This window comes from Ardenticatena maritima (genome assembly GCF_001306175.1).
In the GTDB taxonomy this organism is placed as follows: Bacteria; Chloroflexota; Anaerolineae; order Ardenticatenales; family Ardenticatenaceae; genus Ardenticatena; species Ardenticatena maritima.
In genome coordinates, this window is sequence record NZ_LGKN01000004.1 from 485,435 (window position 1) to 506,058 (window position 20,624).

A 20,624-nucleotide genomic window follows, 5' to 3' on the forward strand; every position below is an offset into this window, starting at 1 on the left:
CGTGCCATTGCGGAGGAGCGCATGAGTGATATCAATCGCGAGAGAGTGGTGCAGAAACTCATCACTCTCGCCGGCGCGCGAAAACGCCTACGACGTCGCACTGTCATTGACGCCCTTTCCGAATACGACCTCGACCAGCAAGCGTTGAATGACATCTACCGCGACCTCCAGGCGCACGGCATCGTCATCGAAGACGCGAGCAGCACGTGGCAAGAAGAAGAGCCGCTGGATGAAGAACTCGCCGAAGTCGCCCGCGAAGAAGAAGACCTTGACCTTGAAGATGAAACGCTCTCGCTCCTCAGTGAAGACCCCGTCCGCATGTATCTGCACGAAATCGGGCGCGTGCCACTGCTCAACAGCGATGAAGAGTTGTGGCTAGGCTTGATGATTAGCGCCGGAAGCCTTCTGCATGAGCATGAAGAAAACGGCGCCAGCACCTCACCACTGGGGCGGCGGCACTTCTTGCAATTGGTGTACGAGCGTCTGTTCGCCCTCTGGGAACAACTCCTGCGCGAGATGGACGAGTTGGGCATCGAACCGCCTGCCATCGAGCACCTCATCCAAAATGTGCTGGACGTGCGCGACGCCTGGCCGCCCAATGTGCCTTTTATGCCGGCGCATTATTCGACACTGCACTTGCCCGTACCCAACACCAATGATGAAACACCGGCTGAAACACCGGCGGCTCTCGCCTCCGTCGCGCCCAGCACCATCAACACTCTCCGGCGGCATCTTTATGAAATTCCCTTGTACCTTTATCTCTTGCCGGATGAACTGTTGAAACGCCTCTTGGACACCACCCAAGAGAATCGCCTGCCGCTGGCGGAAACCGTCAACCACTGGCTGAGCGAACTGGACGACGAGACCCTGGAACAACATCTGAACCGCATTCATCGCCGCGCTGTCAACGCCAAGCAATTGCTCGCCAACGCCAACCTGCGCCTTGTGGTGAGCGTTGCGAAACGCTACATGAACCGCGGCATGAGTTTTCTGGACCTCATTCAGGAAGGCAACCTGGGCTTGCTGCGCGCCGTGGAAAAATTCGACCACACCAAGGGCTATAAATTCAGCACCTACGCCACCTGGTGGATTCGGCAAGCCATCTCACGCGCCATCGCCGACCAATCGCGCACCATCCGCATTCCCGTCCACATGCTCGACACCATCAACCGCGTTATCCGCATCTCGCGCCGCCTGACCCAAGAACTGGGGCAAGAACCAAGCGATGAAGACATTGCCCTTGAAATGGGCTTGTTGCCTGAGCATGAAGCCGAACTCATCCGCCAGGCGCGCGAACATGGCGAACGCCTGGACCCCGTATTGGCGCGCAAATTGCGCCGCGCCGCCGCCAAAGTGCGCCGTATCATGAACCTTGCACAAGACCCCATTTCATTGGAAGCCCCCATCAGCAACGAAGACAACAGCAGCCTGGGGGACTTCATCGCGGATGAAAAATCAACCACACCCGTGGATGAAGCCAGCCGCACCATGCTCGCCAAACAATTGCGCGAAATTCTCAGCCAACTGTCAGACCGCGAGCGCAAAGTGCTCGAACTGCGTTTCGGTTTGTACGATGGTCGCCCCCGCACACTGGAAGAAGTCGGGCAAGAGTTTGGCGTGACACGCGAGCGTATTCGCCAAATCGAAGCCAAAGCGCTCCGCAAACTGCGCCACCCGCTACGGAGCAAAGAGTTGCGCGATTATCTCTCCTGAAAGCAACGCATGAACACAAAAACGCGCGAGGAACTCTCGCGCGTTTTCTTTTGCACACACCACACGCCTACACACGCGGCGCTTCTACCCCTTCGGGGGCTGGCGTCACCGCCACGCCCACCGTCCCCGGTCCAGCGTGCGCCCCCACCACAGGCCCAATCACCGTTTCGACACAGAACCGCACATCCAGCCTGGCTTCCAATTCGGCGCGCACCTGCGCCGCTTCGTCAGGGGCGTTGGCATGCGCAACCCCCATCCAGACGGGGGTGTCCTGGTGTTGTTCAGCCACCATCTCAATCATGCGTGCCAATGCGCGCTGGCGTGTGCGCACACGGTCAACCGGTTCCACCACGCCATGCTGAAGCGCCAGCACCGGCTTGATCCGCAAGAGCGTCCCGAAAAAGGCGCTGGCGTTGCCAATACGCCCACCACGCCGCAAATACTCAAGCGTTTCCAGCGTGAAAAGCAAGGTTGTCTGCTTGGACATGCGCGTCGCGACATCGGCGGCTTCTTCCCGCGTGGCGCCTTGCCGCACAGCCTGCGCCGCGCCAAGGACAGCCAGCCCCGTCCCAATCGAAACGAGATACGTATCAACAAGCGTGATGGGCGCATTGGGGAATTGTTGCGCCGCCTGCACCGCCGAGTTGAACGTACCGCTCAGTGTATGCGCCAAATGGATGGACAAAATCTCATCGCCGGCGTCAAGGATGGGTTTGTACACTTCCGCAAAGTCATCCGGCGAAGGCTGCGACGTGGAAGGCGAAATGTTTTTTGACTGCAACATCTCGTAAAATTCCGCCACCGAAAGGTCAACGCCATCGCGATAGATATGGTCGCCGATGATGACTTTCAACGGCACGACGGCAATGTCGAAGGCGTTGACAAACGGTTCCGGCAAATTTGCCGCGCTATCTGTAACAATCCGAATCATGGGGCACCCCTCTCCACACAACCACGGACTCTATTTTTCATATCGTGCGCCTTCGGCATGGCAAAAGCGCGCATCATGCCAAACACCCTTTGCATTCTTGTACCCACACGAGAGACAGACCTCTTTGCCACAACGCTTACAAGTGCCCAACACAACCGCCTTGACACGACATTTTGCGTTCGCGCACATGGGTTTCCTCCTGTATCTCGATCTCGCTCAGAGTTGATAGAGCATCCAATAAATTACCCACCCTGACGCCGCCACAAACAACCAGACCGGCACAAGCCAGCGCCCAATCCGGCGGTGTTGGCGAAACTGCTTCTTGTTGGCGCGGTAAATGGCAAGCAACGCCGCCGGACCCACAACCATCGCCAGGATGGAATGCGGAATCAGAATGGCAAAATAGAGCGTGCGCAACCATCCGCCATGCTCGAATGGTTTCGCGCCCAAGAGCAAAAAGCGGGTCACGTAGAGGACAAGAAACAGCGCCGCAAAAATGGTCGCGCCCAGCATGAGCCGATGATGGCGTTCACGCTGTTTGCGCTTGATTGCAATCCAGCCGGCTACCAAAAAGAGACCACTCACCAAAATCATGCCGCTTGTGAGTGGCGGCAACCACGTTTCGACCCCCATTGTGCCTCCTTATCGCTCGATTGTTGTTCAAGGGGTGCAGGCTGCCCGCCATCCTATCTATTTTGAAGAAGATTGCCAACTGATACGCCAAAACGCTCGCGCGCAACAAAAAACCCCACCCGAAGGTGGGGCCACATTCGCCAATGTGCCAGCGTTCAGGCGATGACCTCGGCGATGGGATACCCAATCTCCTCCATCAACGCGGCAATCTTCTCGCGCGACGCCGGCGCATCATACGTCACCACCACGCGCTTTGTCTCCTGGTCGGCTTTGACGTCAACCACGCCTTCCAACTCTTTCAACTCGCGCTGAATGGTCATCACGCAATGGCCACAGGAAATGGACGGCACGGCATACGTTTCAGTTTGCATCGCAATCCTCCTTCATTTTCGCTACACTACAAACGACTTTGGGCTTCAAACAAATCAGCCAATTCACTGATGACCCGTTCACGTTCCAGCGGGTCATCACCACGAATGGCTGTAATCACACAATGGTTCAGGTGGTCGTTGAGAATCAACTGGTTGACTTTATCCAGTGCGCGCTTGATGGCTTGCGTCTGTTGAATAATGTCAATGCAATAGGCATCGTTTTCGACCATACGGGCAACACCACGCACATGCCCTTCGATACTCTGCAAGCGCGCCAGAATTTCTTTTTTGTGACGGTGATTTTGCGCTTTCTCGCTCATCACAATCTCCTGAATACTCTCCCAGTGTATAAGGGGTTCATATTCAAAGTATACGCGGATTCAGGCGGTCGTCAATTTTGCTTGCCAAACAGAAGCCCCCGACGGCATTCAGGCCATCGGGGGCAACATTTGTTCCGCGCCGTCTTAGACGCGCGCGCGCCGTTTTTCGGCGAGTTCGCGCAAGACCCGTTCCTCTTCCGGCGTCAAATCGTCAGGCAAGACGAGTTTGACATGGGCGTAGAGGTCGCCATATCCATCGCCCTTGCGCTTGGGCATCCCTTTGCCGCGCAAGCGGAACGTGCGCCCATTTTGGGTGCGCGGCGGAATTTTGAGCATGACCGTCCCGCTCGGCGTAGGCACGGGCACTTCCCCACCCGCAACGGCGGTGAAGATATCCACGGGAACATCCGTGTGCAAATCTTCACCCTCGATACGCCAGGTGGGGTGCGGCAAAATATGCACAACCAGGTACAAATCGCCCGGCTCACCACCGGCGATACCCGGCTCACCCTGCCCACGCAAGCGCACCTTCTGCCCTTCGCGCACACCACGCGGGATAGTCGCTTCGATACGGCGCCCATCGCCCAACTCAATCAGGCGCTTTGTGCCATGATACGCTTCTTCAAGCGTAATTTCGACGGGCGCTTCCAGGTCGCGACCTTTGCGCGGCGCGGTTGTGCGCGTGCGGGTTCGCGTCCCGGCGCCGGCGCGTCCACGTCCGCCAAAAATCTGCTCGAAGAAGTCCGAGAAAATGGAATCGCCGAAAATATCCTCAAACCCTTCACCACTGGTTGACCAGCGAAACTCAACACCCGGACCGCCTTGCGTATACTGGCTCCAATCGAAGCCACCTTGTCCACCCGCACGTTGCCAGCGTTCCCAATCCGCACCCAACCGGTCATATTTGGCGCGCTTCTCCGGGTCGCTCAGCACCTGATAGGCTTCGTTGATTTCCTTGAATTTTTCTTCCGCTTTCGGGTCTCCCTTGTTCACATCGGGATGGTATTGGCGCGCCAGTTTCCGGTACGCCTTCTTGATTTCCTCTTGCGTTGCTGTCTTGGGAACCCCAAGAATTTTGTAATAGTCCTTGTATTCCATATGGCTTCACCTCACTTTGCCGTGGAGTTATCGTTGAGATGGAGTGTCGTTGTTCCAACCGCCTCCACGACACTCGTAGACCTGCGTTCAGAATACGGCGTTTCCATTAGAAGGATATTAGAACACACCCACCAAATATCCAATTTTTCACACGCGGGGCTTGGTCAGAAAAAGGGGGCACAAAAAAGCGGCCTTGGTTGGCCGCTTTCGGGGATGGCTTAGCGTTTCTTGGCTGCGCACTGCACGCAATAAGGCGTTTCGGGGATAATTTCCAAGCGTTCGTAGGGAATTTCCGCGCCACACTCAACGCAAATCCCGTATGTGCCTTCTTCCATGCGTTGCAATGCCGCTTCAATCGTCTTGATACGCCCTTCCACTTCCTCAATCATCGCCATCGCCATCTCACGCTCCACGATGGCGGGGTCGCCTTCCCCCAGCCCATAGTCGGCTTCGGTCTCGATTTCTTCGCGGAGCGTTTCCAGTTCGCGTTGTGCGTCTTGCAACGCTTCTTCCAGTTTGGCACGCAGCAGTGAGAGTTGATCTGTTTGCAGCATAAAGCCCCCTTTCTGTTGTCCAGGATGCACATCTTCATCGACGCACATCAACCTGCTGGCGCCAGAACGCGAGGGTCGCTTCCAAATCCGGCGCCAGCGGTGCTTCAAATGTGTGTATCGCACCAGACGGCAAACGCAGGCGCAACCGCCAGGCGTGCAAAAATTGCCGCTGGCTCGGTAATCCCGGCACAGGGCGACGCCGTCCATAGACCGTGTCATTGACAATCGGCGTTCCAATGGAAGCCAAATGCACACGAATTTGGTGCGTGCGCCCTGTAATCAAACGGACTTCCAGCAAGGTGTATTCAGGAAAGAGTTCGCGCACCGTGAATTCAGTCAGCGCGGGGCGTCCCCCCGGCACAACGGCAAATTTCTTGCGGTCGCGCGGGTCACGCCCCAGCGGCGCGTCAATCAAGCCATGGTCGCTTGACGGACGCCCATGCACCGCCGCCAAATAAAACTTCTCCACCTCGCGGCGGCTAAACTGCCGCTGTAAAAACCGCCGTGCTTCGGCATGCCGCGCCACAATCAACACCCCCGACGTATCGCGGTCGAGGCGATGCACAATCCCCGGTCGGTCGCTCTGGTCGCGCACCGCCAGGTCGGGATAGCGCGCCAACAAGGCGTTGACCAATGTGCCGCCTTCGTGCCCCGGCGCGGGATGCACCACCAGCCCCGGCGGCTTGTTCACCACAATCACATCCTCATCTTCGTACAACACATCCAGCGGCAACGGTTCCGGCTGCGGCGTCGGCGGGCGCGGTTCAGGCAACGCCACGCTGACGTGCTCGGTACCGCGCAGTTTCACCCCCCCTTTGGCGGCGACAACGCCGTCCACCTGCACGCGCCCGTCGGTAATCAACTTCTGCACCGCCGAGCGGGTGAGGTCGGGGAGTTGCCCGGCAAGCCACCGGTCAAGCCGCTCACCCCGCGCTGTTTCGGGAACCTGCCAGGTGATACGGCTCATTCGCTCTCCACCTCTTCGCTAGGCCACGACAAGACGCGCGACTCATCGGCGGCACGCCGCCCATTCCCTTCAGGCATATGAACCACCACCGGCGGAAACGGCTCTTCTTCCACAGGCGGCGTTTTCGCCATGCGTCCCTGCTCTTCTTCCTGGTGCAATTTCCACGCCAGCAACAACACGCCCCCCACAATGGCCATATCGGCGACATTGAAAATGGGGAAGGTGTACGTGTCGGTCAAATCAATCCGAATAAAATCCGTGACATGCCCAAAAATGAGGCGGTCGGACAGGTTGCCCAACGCACCGCCCAGTTGCAACCCCAACGCCGAAAAAATCAACGTGCGATCGGGCGGTAAACGGTGCTGAAAAACGACAATCCCCGCAATCACGATGAACGCAATCACGACAAAAAAGAGCCCGTAATCCTGCAAAATGCCAAACGCCGCCCCGGTGTTGTAGGTATGCATAACCCCCAGGCGGTTGAGCGGGAATGTGTCAAATGGGCGCCACGTGGTGTGCATGGGCAACCACATGCGCACCATCTGTTTTGTGATTTGATCCAGAGCGAACACGGCAATGGCCAGCCCCCATAACAGCCATCGCCGCCCCCGTCGCGTTTCGTTCATTGAACACCTGCTTCGTTTCGTACGTATTCCGTTCCATTCGCGGTACTGCATTGTAGCCAGTTTCGCCCTTCTATACCAAAATCTCCCCCTCTGCCGCAATTTTCGTTCTTCGCCCCTCTGCATACAATGAGCGCCAACCTGCCAACCAAGCCAAAACCCGTGAGGACACCGTATGGAAATTGCCGCTGTTCAACCGCTTGCCGAACGCATCATCGAGAACGTGCAGCGTGTTATCGTTGGAAAACGCGACATCATCGAACTGGTACTCGTCGCGCTGCTTGCCGAGGGGCATATCCTGCTGGAAGACGTGCCCGGCACCGGCAAAACCACATTGGCACGCACGCTGGCGCGTTCGCTGAATGTGGACTTTCAACGCCTGCAATTCACCCCCGACCTGCTCCCAAGCGACGTCACGGGGCTTTACATCTACGACCAGCGCACGGGCGATTTTGTCTTCCGCCGCGGTCCCGTCTTCACCAACATCTTGCTGGCGGACGAAATCAACCGCGCCACGCCGCGCACCCAATCGGCGCTGCTGGAAGCCATGCAAGAACGCCAGGTTTCGGTTGAAGGCGAAACCTACCCGCTCCCGCGTCCGTTCCTGGTGATTGCCACGCAAAACCCCGTCGAACTGGAAGGCACATTCCCGCTTCCCGAAGCCCAACTCGACCGGTTTTTGCTGCGCCTTTCACTCGGCTACCCCAGCGCCGAAGACGAAGAAAAAATGCTCTTGCGCTTCGAGCGCGAAGACCCGCTCCCCACGCTTGAACCCGTCGCCAGCGCCGACGACCTTCTCGCCGCGCGGCAAGCGATACGCCACGTGCGTGTTGATGACGACATCCGCCGCTACATCATCAACATCACCCGCGCCACACGCGAGCATGAAGCCATCGAACTCGGCGCCAGCCCACGCGCCACGCTCGCCCTCTACCAGGCGGCGCAAGCCCTCGCCGCCATTCAAGGGCGCGACTACGTCATCCCCGACGACGTGAAGCGGCTCTGCCCCGTAGTCCTCACGCACCGCGTGCTGCTGAGCACACAAGTTGTTCTGCGTGGGCGCACCCCGGAAGCCGCCATCAACGACATCATCGAAAGCATTCCAGTCCCGGTTGAAAAGGTGTAAGCCGTGTATCCGTCTCAGAAACGCGACCGACCACAAGTACCCTACCACGAAGCCTGGTTCTGGATGGGGTTTCTCGTGCTGATGGCGGGCTTGTTCACCCATTCCAACACACTCAAAATGCTCGCCGCGTTCATCCTCATCGTCGGGCCTACCGCCTGGCTCTGGAACAAGTTTGCCCTGCACCGCCTGAACTATACGCGCACCTTTTCGGTGGAACGCGCTTTCGTCGGCGAAACAGTTGAACTGACCATCACGCTCGCCAACCGCAAGTGGCTGCCCTTGCTTTGGGTGAAAATCGAAGACGAATTTCCCGAAGAGGTGCCCCCCGTAGAGGGCGAACTTCCCCCCAGCAGCCAGCAAAACCGCAAACTTTTCACCCGCATCACCGCCATGGGGCGGCATCAGCAAGCCCAATGGAAACTAACGCTTGCCTGCCAAAAACGGGGCTTCTACTTTTTCGGTCCCGTCACCATCTCATCGGGCGATTTGTTCGGCTTTTTCACCACCACACGCACATACACCCACCACGACCGGCTGATTGTCTACCCGCGCATCCATACGCTGACCGAACTGGGGCTCCCCACCAAAGACCCCTTCGGGCATCGCAAAGCCCACCAGCGCCTGTTTGAAGACCCCACACGCACGGTCGGGGTGCGCGAATACACCCACAGCGACCCGCTCAAACGGGTGCACTGGAAGATGACGGCACGCCTGCAAGAACTGCAAGTCCGCATTTGGGAACCGAGTGAATCATCGCAAGTGGTCTTCTTTCTGAACGTCGCCACATTCGCCCGCTTCTGGGAAGGGATTATCCCCGACCTGCTGGAAGAGACCATCAGCGTCGCCGCCAGCCTGGCGCTTGCCATTTCGCAGCAAAAACGCCCCGTTGGGCTCTTTGCCAACGCGTCCATTCCACGAAGCGACCAACCCATCAAAGTGCCGCCTGGGCGGAGCATGTATCAAATGCGCCGCATCCTCGAAGCGCTCGCCGCCATCACGCCATACCCGCGCATCTCCATTGAAGAACTGCTTTTGCGAGAAAGCCCGCGCCTCAACTGGGGGGCGACGCTCGTCGTCGTCACCGGTATTGTCACCCCGGAACTCGTGCAAACCATGCTGCAACTGCGCCACGCCCGGCGGCATCTGGCGCTCGTCAGCCTCGACCCGCGCTGGTCTGGCGACCCCAACCTGGAAGCCGCGGGCATCGTCGTCCACCAGATTCCCTACCAACGGTGAACACCACCAAGCCGTTTGTGTTCCCCCCAGCCTGTTGTAGAATGAACGCACACCGAATTCGATTCCCCGACGGAGGTCGCTGTGTCGCAAGAAGCCTTTGTACATTTGCATTGCCACTCCGAATACAGCCTGTTGGACGGATTGAGCCGCATCCCCGACCTGGTGGCACGCGCCAAAGAGTTGGGACAGCCCGCCATCGCCCTCACCGACCACGGGGTCATGTATGGCACCATGGAGTTTTACCGCGAAGCCAAAAAAGCGGGCATCAAGCCGCTGATTGGCATGGAAGGCTACATGGCGGCGCGGCGCATGGAAGACCGCGACCCCGTGAAAGACAAAGACCGCTTCCACCTGCTTCTGCTGGCGATGAACCAGACGGGCTACCAAAACCTGCTCAAACTTGCCAGCGAAGCCCAATTGCGCGGCTACTACTATCGCCCCCGCGTTGACCACGAGACGCTGGCGAAGTACAGCGAGGGGCTCATCGTCACCACAGGCTGCCTGGCGGCGGAAGTCCCCCGCCTGCTCAACCGCAGCCAGGAAGAAGAAGCCATCCGCCGCCTGGAATGGTATCTCGACGTTTTCGGGCGCGAGCGCTTTTTCGTTGAACTGCAAGACCACGACATCCCCGAAATCAAGGTTGTCAATCGCCGGTTGCTCGAACTGGCGAAGAAATACGACTTGAAGGTTGTCGCCACCAACGACGTGCACTACGTCCGCCGTGAAGACGCCATTCCCCATGACGTGTTGCTCTGTGTGCAAACGGGCAAGCGCGTGAGCGACCGCGACCGTATGCGCATGAGCGATGACGGTTACTACCTGAAAAGTTATGTCGAGATGATGGAAATGTTCGGGGAAATCCCCGAAGCCCTGCACAACACCGTCCTCATTGCCGAAATGTGCGACGTCAACCTGGACAGCCAAGGCTATCACCTGCCCAACTTTGACGTGCCCGAAGGCTACACCGCCGAAACCTACCTGCGCGAACTCGCCGAACGCGGCTTGCGTGAACGCTACGGCGACCGCGCCGAAACCGCCGAGGTGCGCGAGCGCTTTGAACACGAGTTGCGCATCATCCACCAGATGGGGTTCGACACGTACTTCCTCATCGTGTGGGACTTGTGCCGCTTCGCCCGCGAAAACGACATTTGGTGGAACGTGCGTGGTTCGGGCGCCGGTTCGATTGTCGCCTACTGCCTGGGCATCACGGGGATTGACCCGCTCAAAAACAACCTGATTTTCGAGCGCTTCCTCAACCCCGGACGTGTCAGCATGCCCGATATTGACATGGACTTTCCCGACGACCGCCGCGCCGAGATGATGGCGTACACCGTGCAGAAATACGGTGTGGAAAACGTGGCGCAAATCATCACCTTCGGAACCATGGGCGCGCGCGCCGCCATCCGCGACGTTGGGCGCGCGCTGGGCATGAGTGTCGCCGAGGTGGACCGCATCGCCAAAATGGTGCCGAGCGGTCCCAAAGTGAAGTTGAAAGAAGCCTTCGACAACCCCGAATTTGCGGAACTTTACGAAAAAGATAGCCGCGTGCGTGAACTGGTTGACACCGCCATGAAACTGGAAGGGTTGGCGCGCCACGCTTCCACACACGCCGCGGGCGTCATCATCTCCGACAAACCGCTGGTTGAATACTGCCCCTTGCACCGCCCCACCAAAGGCGACCAGGACGAATCAGGGTTGGGCGTGGTGACGCAATGGCCCATGGAAATCCTCGAAAGCATCGGCCTGCTCAAAGTGGACTTCCTTGGGCTGGCAACGCTGACCATCATGCGCAAAGCCTGCGAACTCATCGAAGAGCGCTACGGCGTGCGCTACAACCTGCAAAACATTCCCTACGAACGTTGCCCCAACGACCCCGAAAAAGACGCGCAAGTCAAAAAACTCTACGACCTGCTCTCACGCGGTGAGACGACCGGGGTGTTCCAGGTGGAATCGGCGGGCATGCGCGAAGTGTTGCGCGGTATGCGCCCCTCGCAATTCGAGCATATCATCGCCGCCATCTCGCTCTACCGCCCTGGTCCCATGGAATACATCCCGAACTACATTCGCCGTATGCATGGGGAAGAAGAAATTACCTACCACCACCCCATGCTCGAACCCATTTTGGCCGAAACCTTCGGGATTATCGTCTATCAGGAACAAATCATCCAGATTGCCTCTCAACTGGCGGGCTACTCCCCCGGCGACGCCGACCTCATGCGGCGTGCCGTTGCCAAAAAGAAAGAGAAAGAAATCGAACGCCACCGGCAATTGTTTGTCGAGGGCTGCAAGAAAAACGGTATTCCCGAAGAAACCGCCCGCGCCATCTACGCCGATATTGAATTCTTCGCACGCTACGGCTTCAACAAAAGCCACGCCGCTGACTATGCCGTCATCACCTGCCAAACGGCGTTTCTCAAAGCGCACTACCCCGTCGAATACATCACCGCCCTGCTCACGGTGGAACGCCACAAGAGCGACAAAGTGGCCGTGTACATCGCCGAAGCCCGCCGTCTGGGCATTGAAGTCTTGCCGCCCGACATCAACAAAAGCTATGTCTACTTCACAATCGAACCACACCCCAACCCGCCCGAAAACGCCGACACCCTGCCTCAAACCGACCCGCGGCGCTGGGCGATTCGCTTCGGGCTGGGGGCTATCAAAAACGTCGGCGAAAGCGCCATCGAAATCATCTTGCGCGAACGCGAGGCGAACGGGCCTTTCACCAGCATTGACGACTTTTGCCGCCGTGTGGACTTGCGCCAGTTGAACCGCCGCGTCGTCGAATGCCTCATCAAAGCCGGCTGTTTCGACGAGTTGATGCGCGAGGCGGCGCCCGAAGCCCCACGCGCCACCCTGCTCGCCATCCTCGACCGCATGATGCAGATGAGCGCCGAGGTGCACGCCGCCGCCGACATCGGGCAGATGAGCCTCTTTGACGTGCTGGGAGACGCAGACAACAGCGCCGCCAACACATTCGCGAACGAATCCATCCTGGCGAACCTGCCCCCCATCACCCCACCCGATCCCAAACAAAAACTCGCCGACGAAAAAGAAGTGCTGGGCGTCTATGTTTCCAGCCACCCGCTCAAAGCGCTGGCGGGCGTGCTGAGCGAACAGGCGACGCACTTCTGCGGTGAACTCAGCGAAGAGGATATCGGCAAAGAGGTCATTGTCGCGGGGTTGATCAAAGACATGCGCACCATCTTCACCCGCAAAGGCGACCAAATGGCGTTCATCACGCTGGAAGACCTGCAAGGCGAAGCCGACGTGGTAGTCTTCCCACGCACGTTTGCCGAATGCCGCGAGTTTCTCCAACCCGACGCCGTCATCCTGGTGCGCGGCAAGGTGGACGCCCGCAACGACAGCCTCAGCATCCTGGCGGACACCATCACCCTCTACCGCGCGGAGAGCGTTCACACGCTCGCCGAACCGCCCGCCGAAGCAACGTGGTACAACGGCGAAGCCCCGCCGCCGCCCCCCCCACCGCCGCCCGAAGAAGAGATGGCATCGGCGCCGGCTGGCACACCAGGCGAACCGCCCGCCGACCCCGGCGACAATCTGCGCGAAGGCGTGACCTATCTCCTGCGCATCGAGTTTCCACGCACGCAGGACGAGCAACACGATATGCAGCGCTTCCGCCGCATGCTGGAAGCCTTGCAAGCCATTCAAGGCAACGACCGCGTTCATCTGCGCATGCGCTTCCCCGACGGCCGCCTGGTTCTGCTCGATTTTCCGCGCCTGCGCACACAATTCCGCCGCCAACTGAAACTCCAACTCGAAAGCGAGGCCATCGGCTGCCGTGTCGAAGTCGTCCAACTGGCGCACGAAAATGGGCGACGGCACAAGCGGGCGGGCTAACAGCACCAAACAAAAACGGGCGCCGAGAGCGCCCGTTTTTTTCATCCCACCGGCATCGGCTCAACTCTTATTGTACAATCGCTCGCGAATCGTCAGCACCTCACGCCGCAACTGGTCGTCGGCTTCGATGGCTTTGGCAATTTTCTCGTGCCCATAGAGCACCGTCGAGTGGTCGCGCCCACCCAGCGCCGCGCCAATCGCCGCCAGCGCCGCATCGGTTTCTTCACGCGCCAGGTACATCGCCACTTGCCGCGCCAGCGCAATCTCCTTGCGCCGCGATTTGCCTTTCAAATCTTCCACAGAAACCCCAAAATGGCGCGCCGTCTCCTGAATGACCATGTCCAGGTCAATATTCGTCGGGCGGTCGAGAATATCGCGCAAGACACGCTCGGTCAGTTCCACCGTTAGCGGTTGGTGCCCAAATTGGGCATACGCCACCACGCGCGTCAACGCCCCTTCCAGTTCGCGAATGTTGCTTTGCACCCGTTGCGCAATCAACTGAATCACCTGCGAGGGCACGCGAATGGGTTGCGTTTCGGCTTTGGCTTGCAAAATCGCAATACGGGTTTCCAAATCAGGCGGGGCAATATCGCACACCAACCCACCCTCAAAACGGGAGCGCAAGCGTTCTTCCAGAAGCACAATCGCGCGCGGCGGGCGGTCGCTGCTCAGCACAATTTGCTTGTTGGCGGCGTGCAGCGTGTTGAACGTGTGGAAAAACTCTTCCTGTGTACTTTCCTTGCCCGCAATGAACTGAATATCGTCAATCAGCAAAACATCCACATTGCGGTATCGCTGACGAAACGCCTCGGTATTCTGCGTGCGAATATCGGCAATCAACTCGTTGGTAAAGCGTTCCGAGGTAATGTACACCGTGCGCAAGCCTTTCTTGCGCGTTTCATGCCCAATGGCGTGCAACAAGTGGGTTTTTCCCAGTCCCACACCCCCATAAATGAACAAAGGGTTGTAGGCTTGCGCGGGGCGCTCGGCGACAGCCAGCGCGGCGGCGTGCGCCAGGCGGTTGCTCGCCCCAACAATGAAGGTGGAAAACGTGTAGCGCGGTTGCAGCGGGTCGCCCAGCACCTCTTCCTGCTCGGGGCTTTTGCTGCCGTTTGGGTGCACCGACGGTTGCGGCGCGGGCATCGTAAAGAAGTCCTCCGTGCTTTCCGGTGGTGGCGTATCGCTCTGTTTGAGCAGGGTGAAGGTCAGCGACACAGGCTTGCCCACATGCCGCTCCAATGTCTGCGCAATCAGGGGTGCCAGCCGATTTTGCAACCATTCAACCGCGTAGATCGTCGGCGCCCCGATGACAAACGTGCCGTCATCGGACACATCCAGGAGTTGCGTTCCCTTCATCCATGTATCAAACGTCGAAGGGGCCATTTGCAGTTGCAAATCGCCCAAAGCAGCATTCCAAAGACGTGTATACTCCTGATGATGATTGGTTTTCAAGGCAACACCTCACTACGTTCTGCTCAGAACCATCTGCTAATGAGCAGACACAATTTCCCCCCAAAAGAAAAATTCACACAAAACTGAGCCAATGCCAGGTGAAGAGTACAAACGCATGCTGTGCGGCGATGCACAGAGCGTGCAAGATTGATGGTGTGGAACCAACTCCTGAGCGGTGGCATTCTATCAAAGGGCGGCGGAGTGGGCAAGTGATACGCGCCACATAAACCCCCGACCTTTTGTCATAGCGGGGCGACGTGTGCACGCCGCCCCACCTGCCTGCAAAGTACGCTTACCGCTGATATTCGTAAAAGCCACGCCCGCTCTTGCGCCCCAAATGTCCCGCGGCAACCATGCGGCGCAACAACGGCGGCGCGGCATAGCGGGGGTCGCGGAATTCATCATACATGGCGTCGGCAATGAAGAGCAAGGTGTCCAGCCCGATGAAGTCGGACAGTTCATAGGGTCCCATGGGATGGTTCAGCCCCAGTTTGACACCTGTGTCAATATCTTCGCGCGTTGCCAGCCCATATTCGAGCCAACGAATGGCATCCAGCAGGTAGGGCACAAGTAGCAAGTTGACGATGAATCCGGGGTTGTCTTTGGCAACGATGATGGTTTTCCCCAGCGATTCGCCAAACGCGCGCGCCGTTGCCAGGGTCTCCTCGGCGGTTTCCAGCCCGCGCACCAGTTCGAGCAAGGGCATAACAGGCACCGGATTGAAGAAGTGCATGCCCAGGACACGCGGGCGGCGCGCTTCGCTGGTCGCGGCGGCAATCGCCGTAATGCTGATGGACGACGTGTTGCTTGCCAAAATGGCATGCGGTGGGGTGATGGTATCCAGCGCGGCAAACAGTTCTTGCTTGGCTTCCTTGTTTTCAACGATGGCTTCGATCACCAAATCGCACGCGCGCATCTCATCCAGCGTGGTGGTGAACGTCAAGCGCTCCCACACGGCATCGGCATCCGCCTGCGAAAGTTTGCCCTTCTTCACAGCGCGTTCCAGGCTCGCGCGAATGCGCTGCTGCCCTCGTTCCAGCAAGGCATCGTTGACTTCACGCACGATGACGCGATACCCACTGCGGGCAACAACTTCGGCAATGCCGCTACCCATTTGGCCACAGCCAACAACCCCAACCGTCTGAATGGTCATGCGTTCACCTCCTCGTGAAAATCGGTTGTTCAGCATGTTTGTAGCACGAAGTTGCAGAAGGACAAGCGCCTCACGGAACGACGCCCGCCCACACGGTCATCTCATCTGTGAAGGCAAACAGCGGTGGAAACGGCGGCACGCCCCATGTCAGCCAGCGCGCGCCCGAGGGCCATTGCGCCTGCTCGCATGCCAGGCCGCACACCAAAAGCGCCTCGCGGTGGGGCGTCTCTACCACGAGCGGCGGCGACGGCATGTCGGCGGCGGCGGCGTGCACGAGCACACGGGCGTCTTCATCGCCCGCCCACACGTGCGCCCCCAGTGCAAAGCGCGTCAGCGCCAGCAAAGGGCGCGGGACATGCGCCAACCAGGTGGCATCACGCGCGCGCACCCAGAACGCGGCGGCATGGTCGCGCAACGTGACCGGCAACCAGACGCGCGTATCGAGCGGCGGGGCGGGGGCGTCAACATCCAGCGCGACCAGCGCGCCCCCCAAGCGAACACGGCGCGCAGCCTGTTCCCAGACAGCGGGGGACGTGGTCGCCACCAGGGCGAGGTCGTAGGCGTATTCCAGCCGCGGCAAAATCTGTTCAGCGTCGCCGTGCCAACTTTCCGCCACATGGGCACGCTCGCACATGGTCAACGTCCATGTCAAGGCGCTCAAACGGTCGGCGTCGGCGTCCACAAGGATGAGCGTCCCCGCTTCATCAAACAACCCCGCCAGCCAGGGCGCTACGTCCAGCGCGGCATCGCCGACACAAAGCATATGGCGCGGTTGTTTCAACAGCGCCAGCGTCAACGCCAGTTGCGCCGCACCGGATGGGGTATCGTTTATGTGGGCGCGTACCGCAGGCGGTACAAACGCCAAACCAGGCCAGGCGGTCACATGCTCCTCCTGTTTGACAGAGAAAACCGGAGCCTGTGCTGAGGCTCCGGTTGCTTGCTCAATGAAGCATTGCCCTACGGCATCCAGTAGAACTCGCGGCTTTCGCTCAAGGGGCTGACCGCTTCCACAACTGTTTCGCCATTCTGCTGCACCTGCCGCACGATGAGCACGTTCCAGCGCATCAACGTGGGGCGTATCGGTTTGACCTCAGGCGGCAGGCGCAGGGACGTCGCGCGTGTGGTAAACGTTTCGCTATGCACAACCTGCCCGGCGCGCACATAGCGCAGCCGCACGACGTAGGCCATGTTGTCCTCCAAAATCCCCGACGACGTCCACGAGAGCACCACCGGCGTTGTGCCGCTCACCCGCATACCGTTGACGGGCATCAGCGGCACCGGCGCAGCGTAGGGCAAACGCGGCATCGGCGTGGGTGTGGGAAGCGGCGTCGGGGTTGGCGTCGGCGTCGGTGTGCCGATAGGAATGCGCAGCGTGCTACCGGGTTCAAGCACCTGGTCGCCGTCTTCCAACGCGTTGAACGTCAGCAACGCATCCAGCGCAACCTTGAAGCGTTCGGCAATACTCTTCGGCGATTCGTCCTCGCGTACCGTGTAGGTCTCGAAAATGATGACGGGGGTGGGTGTGGGTGTCGGTTCGGCGGCCACCGCCACGTTCTGGCTCAGCGGAATGAGCACCTTATCGCCAATCCGCATGCGTGTGGGGCTCAGGCGCGGGTTCGCAGCCAAGAGTTGATCCACGGTGATACCATACGCCTTGGCAATTTTGGATGGCGTATCGCCGGCGCGCACCTCGTACACGATAGGCGTCGGCGTCGGTGGAATGGGCGTCGGCGACGGTTGCAGCATCGCCAACAACGAAAGCGGCGTTGGCGTCGGCGTCGCAATTTCCACCGTGGGAATGGGCGTGCGCGTCGGCATGGGCGTCACGTAGAGCGGGTTTTTGGGAATGATGAGCGGCTCGCCTGCAATCAACTGCGTGTCGGGCGTCAGCCCGTTCGCCGCCATCACCACATCCACGGTGGTATCGTACTGGGCGGCAATTTCGCTCAGCGTTTCCCCCGCCTGCACGTAGTGAATGGTCGCCAGCGCTTCATCCACCTCCGGCACCTGAATCACCACAACGGGCGTGCCATCGGGCGACTCCACCGGCGTAGGCGTCACTGTGGCTTGTGCCCCTTGGGGAATGAGCAACACATCACCAACTTGCAGGCTGTCGGGGTTCTCAATGTTGTTGTACGCCAGAATGGCTTGCACACTCACATCGAAACGCTCGGCAATCGCGTAGAGCGTATCGCCGGCGGAAATGGTATAGTTGATCGCACCATCCGACAACGGCGGAAGTGAGGCATTAGCGGCTTCCTCAGAAGATGCCAGGGCGTCCGTCCCCCCCATGCCATCAAGCGCCACCATTTCGGCGGTTGGCTCAGGGGCGGGCGTGACAGCCACCACACGCAGGACTTCGGTTGTTGGTTCAGCCGAATGGGCGACAACGCCACCCGTTTCGGCTTCATTGGCTGATTCAGGGCTGGGTGCGCGTTCGATACGACACCCTTGCACAAGCAGGGCGCTCAATACAACCAACAAAACCAGCGCCCCAACAACCAACCCTTGACGTCTCCATGACGATAAATTGTCGTTCATAGGCTCCTTCTCAAACCACGTAATGTCCGAACGTCTCAACAGATTTCACATCAACGGCTTTCGGGCACAACGTGGCTTTTTGCTCGCACACCATCTGCTCGCGTTTTCACAAAGCCGGGCGAATTATAAAGCATTCGAGGCGTCAAGCAAATAGGATAGAAGGGCATCTGCGTGGTAGGCTATCCAGACGGGTATTTTGTGAGACGAGTATGCGCGCGGCAGAAATGTCAAAACGTGAGGACCTGGTATCCGTCGGCGAGAAGCGCCCGCACGCTGGGGTGTCCATCGTGCTCGTCCAGCAGGCGAACGCCGCAGGCTTGTACAGCATTGCGCACGCCAAAAGCGCCGGCGCAGAAAAGGCAAACGCCTTCAACCGCAGGCAAAATCTGCTGGAAAAGCGCGTGCCGCTTGTGCTGGGGGTCGGCGAGTTCCGGCACCCACCGCGTGCCTGCTCCGTCGAAGATGAGACGCACATCGTCGCCCTTTTCCAGGCATTCGCGCACCACCTCCATGGCGTTGACGACGCGCCCCAAATCGGCGTGCGTTTCGGTGTCGGCGAGGACGATCACGGCGAGTTTGAGCATCGCGTTTCCTCCTGAGGGGTTGGTTTGTGCGTGGTGTAGATGGCGTGATGGGGGAAACTCTTACCCAGGCGCGCGCAAATGCGCACGGGGCGGCTGGTTGCCGCCCCGTGTTCTGTTCAAGCGAGGATGCGCAGTTCAGCGTAGAGCCGCTCGATTTGCCGGGTAATGGCAGGCCAGCCAAACCGTTCAGCGCGTTTGACGCCGTTACGCCCCATTTCGCGCCGACGCTCAACGTCGTTCAGCAATTCGAGGATACGGTCGGCGAGAATGTCGGGACGGCGCGGGGGAACAAGATACCCCGTCACGCCATCTTGGACGGTGTACGTCAAGCCGCCGACGTCGCTGGCAATCACCGGTGTGCCGCACGCCATGGCTTCCAGGGCAACCATGCCAAAGCTTTCGTAGTGGCTTGGCATGACAACCATTTCCGCCGCCGAGTAGAAGTAGGGCAAGGTCTCCTGGCTTTGCGCGCCCAAGAATGTGACCACGTCTTCAATGTCTAATTCGGCACGCAAGGCATGCAGGCGGCGCATTTCAGCCGTCAGTGCCTGCGCGGCGTCTTCGGCGCTCCCCCCGATAATGCTCAGGCAGAGCCGTTCACGCCAGGCGGGTTCACGGCGCACAACTTCGGCGATGGCTTCAATCAGGGCGTCAATCCCTTTCAGGGGGTCTATGCGCCCCACAAAGAGGATGAGTTTGTGGTCGTCGGGAATGCCAAGCAGGCGGCGCGCCTCACGCTTGGGAATCGGGTGGAACAAATCCAGGTCTACGCCGCACGGGATAACTTCAATCTTCGAGGGGTCGGCGGGGTAATGTTCCAGAATTTGGGCGCGGTCAATGGGGGTTGCGGCAACGAGACGGTCAACCGCGCGGGCAATCTGCGCTTCACTGCGGATGCGGATGTCGAGTTCGCGCTCGGCTTCACTGCGGGCGACTGCGTTCTTCATCACACCGAGCGTGTGGTACATGTGGGCGATGGGCGCGCCCCATGCTTCACGCAGGGCTTGCGCAACCAGACCGCTCAGCCAGTAATGGCTGTGAATGATGTCGTAGGTGTGTCCTTCAAGGGTGGCAAAGCGCAAGACGTTTTCGGTAAATTCCGGCAGGTAGTGATAGAGTTCGTTCTTGCCAATGTGGCGCACAGGACCGGCGACGATGTGAATCACGCGCACATTTTCGCTCATTTGGACAATCAGCGGGCGCGCCATATTTTCAGCGTGGGTGAAAATATCCACTTGCCAGCCACGCGCTCCGAGCTGTCGGCTCAGTTCACGCACATAGACGTTCATGCCGCCGGTATTTTTGCCGCCGAGCATTGCCAGCGGGCATGTGTGCACACTCAGCATTGCGATGCGCCCGCGCGGCACAATGCGCCAGCGAATTTTCTCTTTTGGCGGAGATGAGGTTGGAAAAAGTTCCCCCACCTGATGACAACATTCTGTTTCGATGTGCACGATTGACCTC

Annotated in this window: 18 protein-coding genes and 1 pseudogene; 5 read left to right on the forward strand and 14 right to left on the reverse strand. The window is 59.1% G+C overall.

What is annotated here, in order from left to right; all coding sequences use genetic code 11:
- Positions 1–21: 21 nt before the first annotated feature.
- Positions 22–369: pseudogene (locus SE16_RS16710) on the forward strand (sigma-70 factor domain-containing protein); the annotation flags it as partial.
- 261 nt (positions 370–630) lie between these two features.
- The gene (gene rpoD, locus SE16_RS16715; RefSeq protein ID WP_407922987.1) at positions 631–1,713 is read left to right on the forward strand and encodes an RNA polymerase sigma factor RpoD; all 1,083 of its coding nucleotides are present in this window, start codon (positions 631–633) and stop codon (positions 1,711–1,713) included.
- 67 nt (positions 1,714–1,780) lie between these two features.
- On the opposite strand, the gene SE16_RS06910 is transcribed toward rpoD, so the two are convergent.
- From SE16_RS06910 to lspA, 8 genes are all read right to left on the reverse strand, one after another.
- Entirely contained in the window at positions 1,781–2,644 is an 864-nt protein-coding gene (locus tag SE16_RS06910; RefSeq protein ID WP_054492453.1) for a DegV family protein, read from the reverse strand.
- A 216-nt stretch (positions 2,645–2,860) separates the two neighbouring features.
- On the reverse strand, positions 2,861–3,277 hold the full coding sequence (locus SE16_RS06915; RefSeq protein WP_054492454.1) for a DUF420 domain-containing protein: 417 nt from the start codon (positions 3,275–3,277) through the stop codon (positions 2,861–2,863).
- A 155-nt stretch (positions 3,278–3,432) separates the two neighbouring features.
- Entirely contained in the window at positions 3,433–3,648 is a 216-nt protein-coding gene (locus tag SE16_RS06920; protein ID WP_054492455.1) for a heavy-metal-associated domain-containing protein, read from the reverse strand.
- A 26-nt stretch (positions 3,649–3,674) separates the two neighbouring features.
- The gene (locus SE16_RS06925; protein ID WP_054492456.1) at positions 3,675–3,968 is read right to left on the reverse strand and encodes a metal-sensitive transcriptional regulator; all 294 of its coding nucleotides are present in this window, start codon (positions 3,966–3,968) and stop codon (positions 3,675–3,677) included.
- Between the two features lie 144 nt (positions 3,969–4,112).
- Positions 4,113–5,066 (reverse strand): DnaJ C-terminal domain-containing protein, encoded by a 954-nt coding sequence (locus SE16_RS06930; protein ID WP_054492457.1) that lies wholly within the window; start codon positions 5,064–5,066, stop codon positions 4,113–4,115.
- Positions 5,067–5,284: 218 nt separating this feature from the next.
- Positions 5,285–5,620 (reverse strand): TraR/DksA family transcriptional regulator, encoded by a 336-nt coding sequence (locus tag SE16_RS06935; RefSeq protein ID WP_054492458.1) that lies wholly within the window; start codon positions 5,618–5,620, stop codon positions 5,285–5,287.
- 34 nt (positions 5,621–5,654) lie between these two features.
- Positions 5,655–6,587 carry an RluA family pseudouridine synthase gene (locus tag SE16_RS06940; protein ID WP_054492459.1) on the reverse strand — a complete coding sequence of 311 codons (933 nt, stop codon included), beginning with the start codon at positions 6,585–6,587 and terminating at the stop codon, positions 5,655–5,657.
- On the reverse strand, positions 6,584–7,213 hold the full coding sequence (lspA, locus tag SE16_RS06945; RefSeq protein WP_054492460.1) for a signal peptidase II: 630 nt from the start codon (positions 7,211–7,213) through the stop codon (positions 6,584–6,586). Before lspA ends, SE16_RS06940 begins: the two co-directional genes overlap by 4 nt.
- A gap of 172 nt (positions 7,214–7,385) precedes the next feature.
- Here lspA and SE16_RS06950 point away from each other — a divergent pair, with 172 nt between their 5' ends.
- The 3 genes from SE16_RS06950 (at position 7,386) to SE16_RS06960 (ending at position 13,430) form a co-directional block, all read left to right on the forward strand.
- Entirely contained in the window at positions 7,386–8,336 is a 951-nt protein-coding gene (locus tag SE16_RS06950; protein ID WP_054492461.1) for an AAA family ATPase, read from the forward strand.
- A 3-nt stretch (positions 8,337–8,339) separates the two neighbouring features.
- A complete protein-coding gene (locus SE16_RS06955) occupies positions 8,340–9,572 on the forward strand; it encodes a DUF58 domain-containing protein (protein WP_054492462.1) in 1,233 nt (410 codons plus the stop codon).
- Between the two features lie 81 nt (positions 9,573–9,653).
- The gene (locus tag SE16_RS06960; protein WP_060687406.1) at positions 9,654–13,430 is read left to right on the forward strand and encodes a DNA polymerase III subunit alpha; all 3,777 of its coding nucleotides are present in this window, start codon (positions 9,654–9,656) and stop codon (positions 13,428–13,430) included.
- Between the two features lie 60 nt (positions 13,431–13,490).
- On the opposite strand, the gene dnaA is transcribed toward SE16_RS06960, so the two are convergent.
- The 6 genes from dnaA to SE16_RS06990 all read right to left on the reverse strand — a co-directional run bounded on the left by dnaA (position 13,491) and on the right by SE16_RS06990 (position 20,614).
- Complete coding sequence (dnaA, locus tag SE16_RS06965) at positions 13,491–14,882, reverse strand: chromosomal replication initiator protein DnaA (RefSeq protein ID WP_082374242.1); 1,392 nt, start codon at positions 14,880–14,882, stop codon at positions 13,491–13,493.
- Between the two features lie 292 nt (positions 14,883–15,174).
- Positions 15,175–16,035, reverse strand: coding sequence for a 3-hydroxyacyl-CoA dehydrogenase family protein (locus tag SE16_RS06970; protein ID WP_054493067.1), 861 nt, complete (start codon positions 16,033–16,035; stop codon positions 15,175–15,177).
- A 70-nt stretch (positions 16,036–16,105) separates the two neighbouring features.
- Positions 16,106–16,918, reverse strand: a complete 813-nt coding sequence (locus SE16_RS06975) for an O-methyltransferase (RefSeq protein WP_054493068.1) — start codon at positions 16,916–16,918, stop codon at positions 16,106–16,108.
- Positions 16,919–16,992: 74 nt separating this feature from the next.
- Positions 16,993–18,576, reverse strand: a complete 1,584-nt coding sequence (locus tag SE16_RS06980; RefSeq protein WP_054493069.1) for a LysM peptidoglycan-binding domain-containing protein — start codon at positions 18,574–18,576, stop codon at positions 16,993–16,995.
- Between the two features lie 227 nt (positions 18,577–18,803).
- Positions 18,804–19,160: a DsrE family protein gene (locus SE16_RS06985; RefSeq protein WP_054493070.1), complete on the reverse strand. Its 357-nt coding sequence runs from the start codon at positions 19,158–19,160 to the stop codon at positions 18,804–18,806.
- 116 nt (positions 19,161–19,276) lie between these two features.
- The gene (locus SE16_RS06990; RefSeq protein WP_200907284.1) at positions 19,277–20,614 is read right to left on the reverse strand and encodes a glycosyltransferase; all 1,338 of its coding nucleotides are present in this window, start codon (positions 20,612–20,614) and stop codon (positions 19,277–19,279) included.
- Between the last annotated feature and the right edge of the window lie 10 nt (positions 20,615–20,624).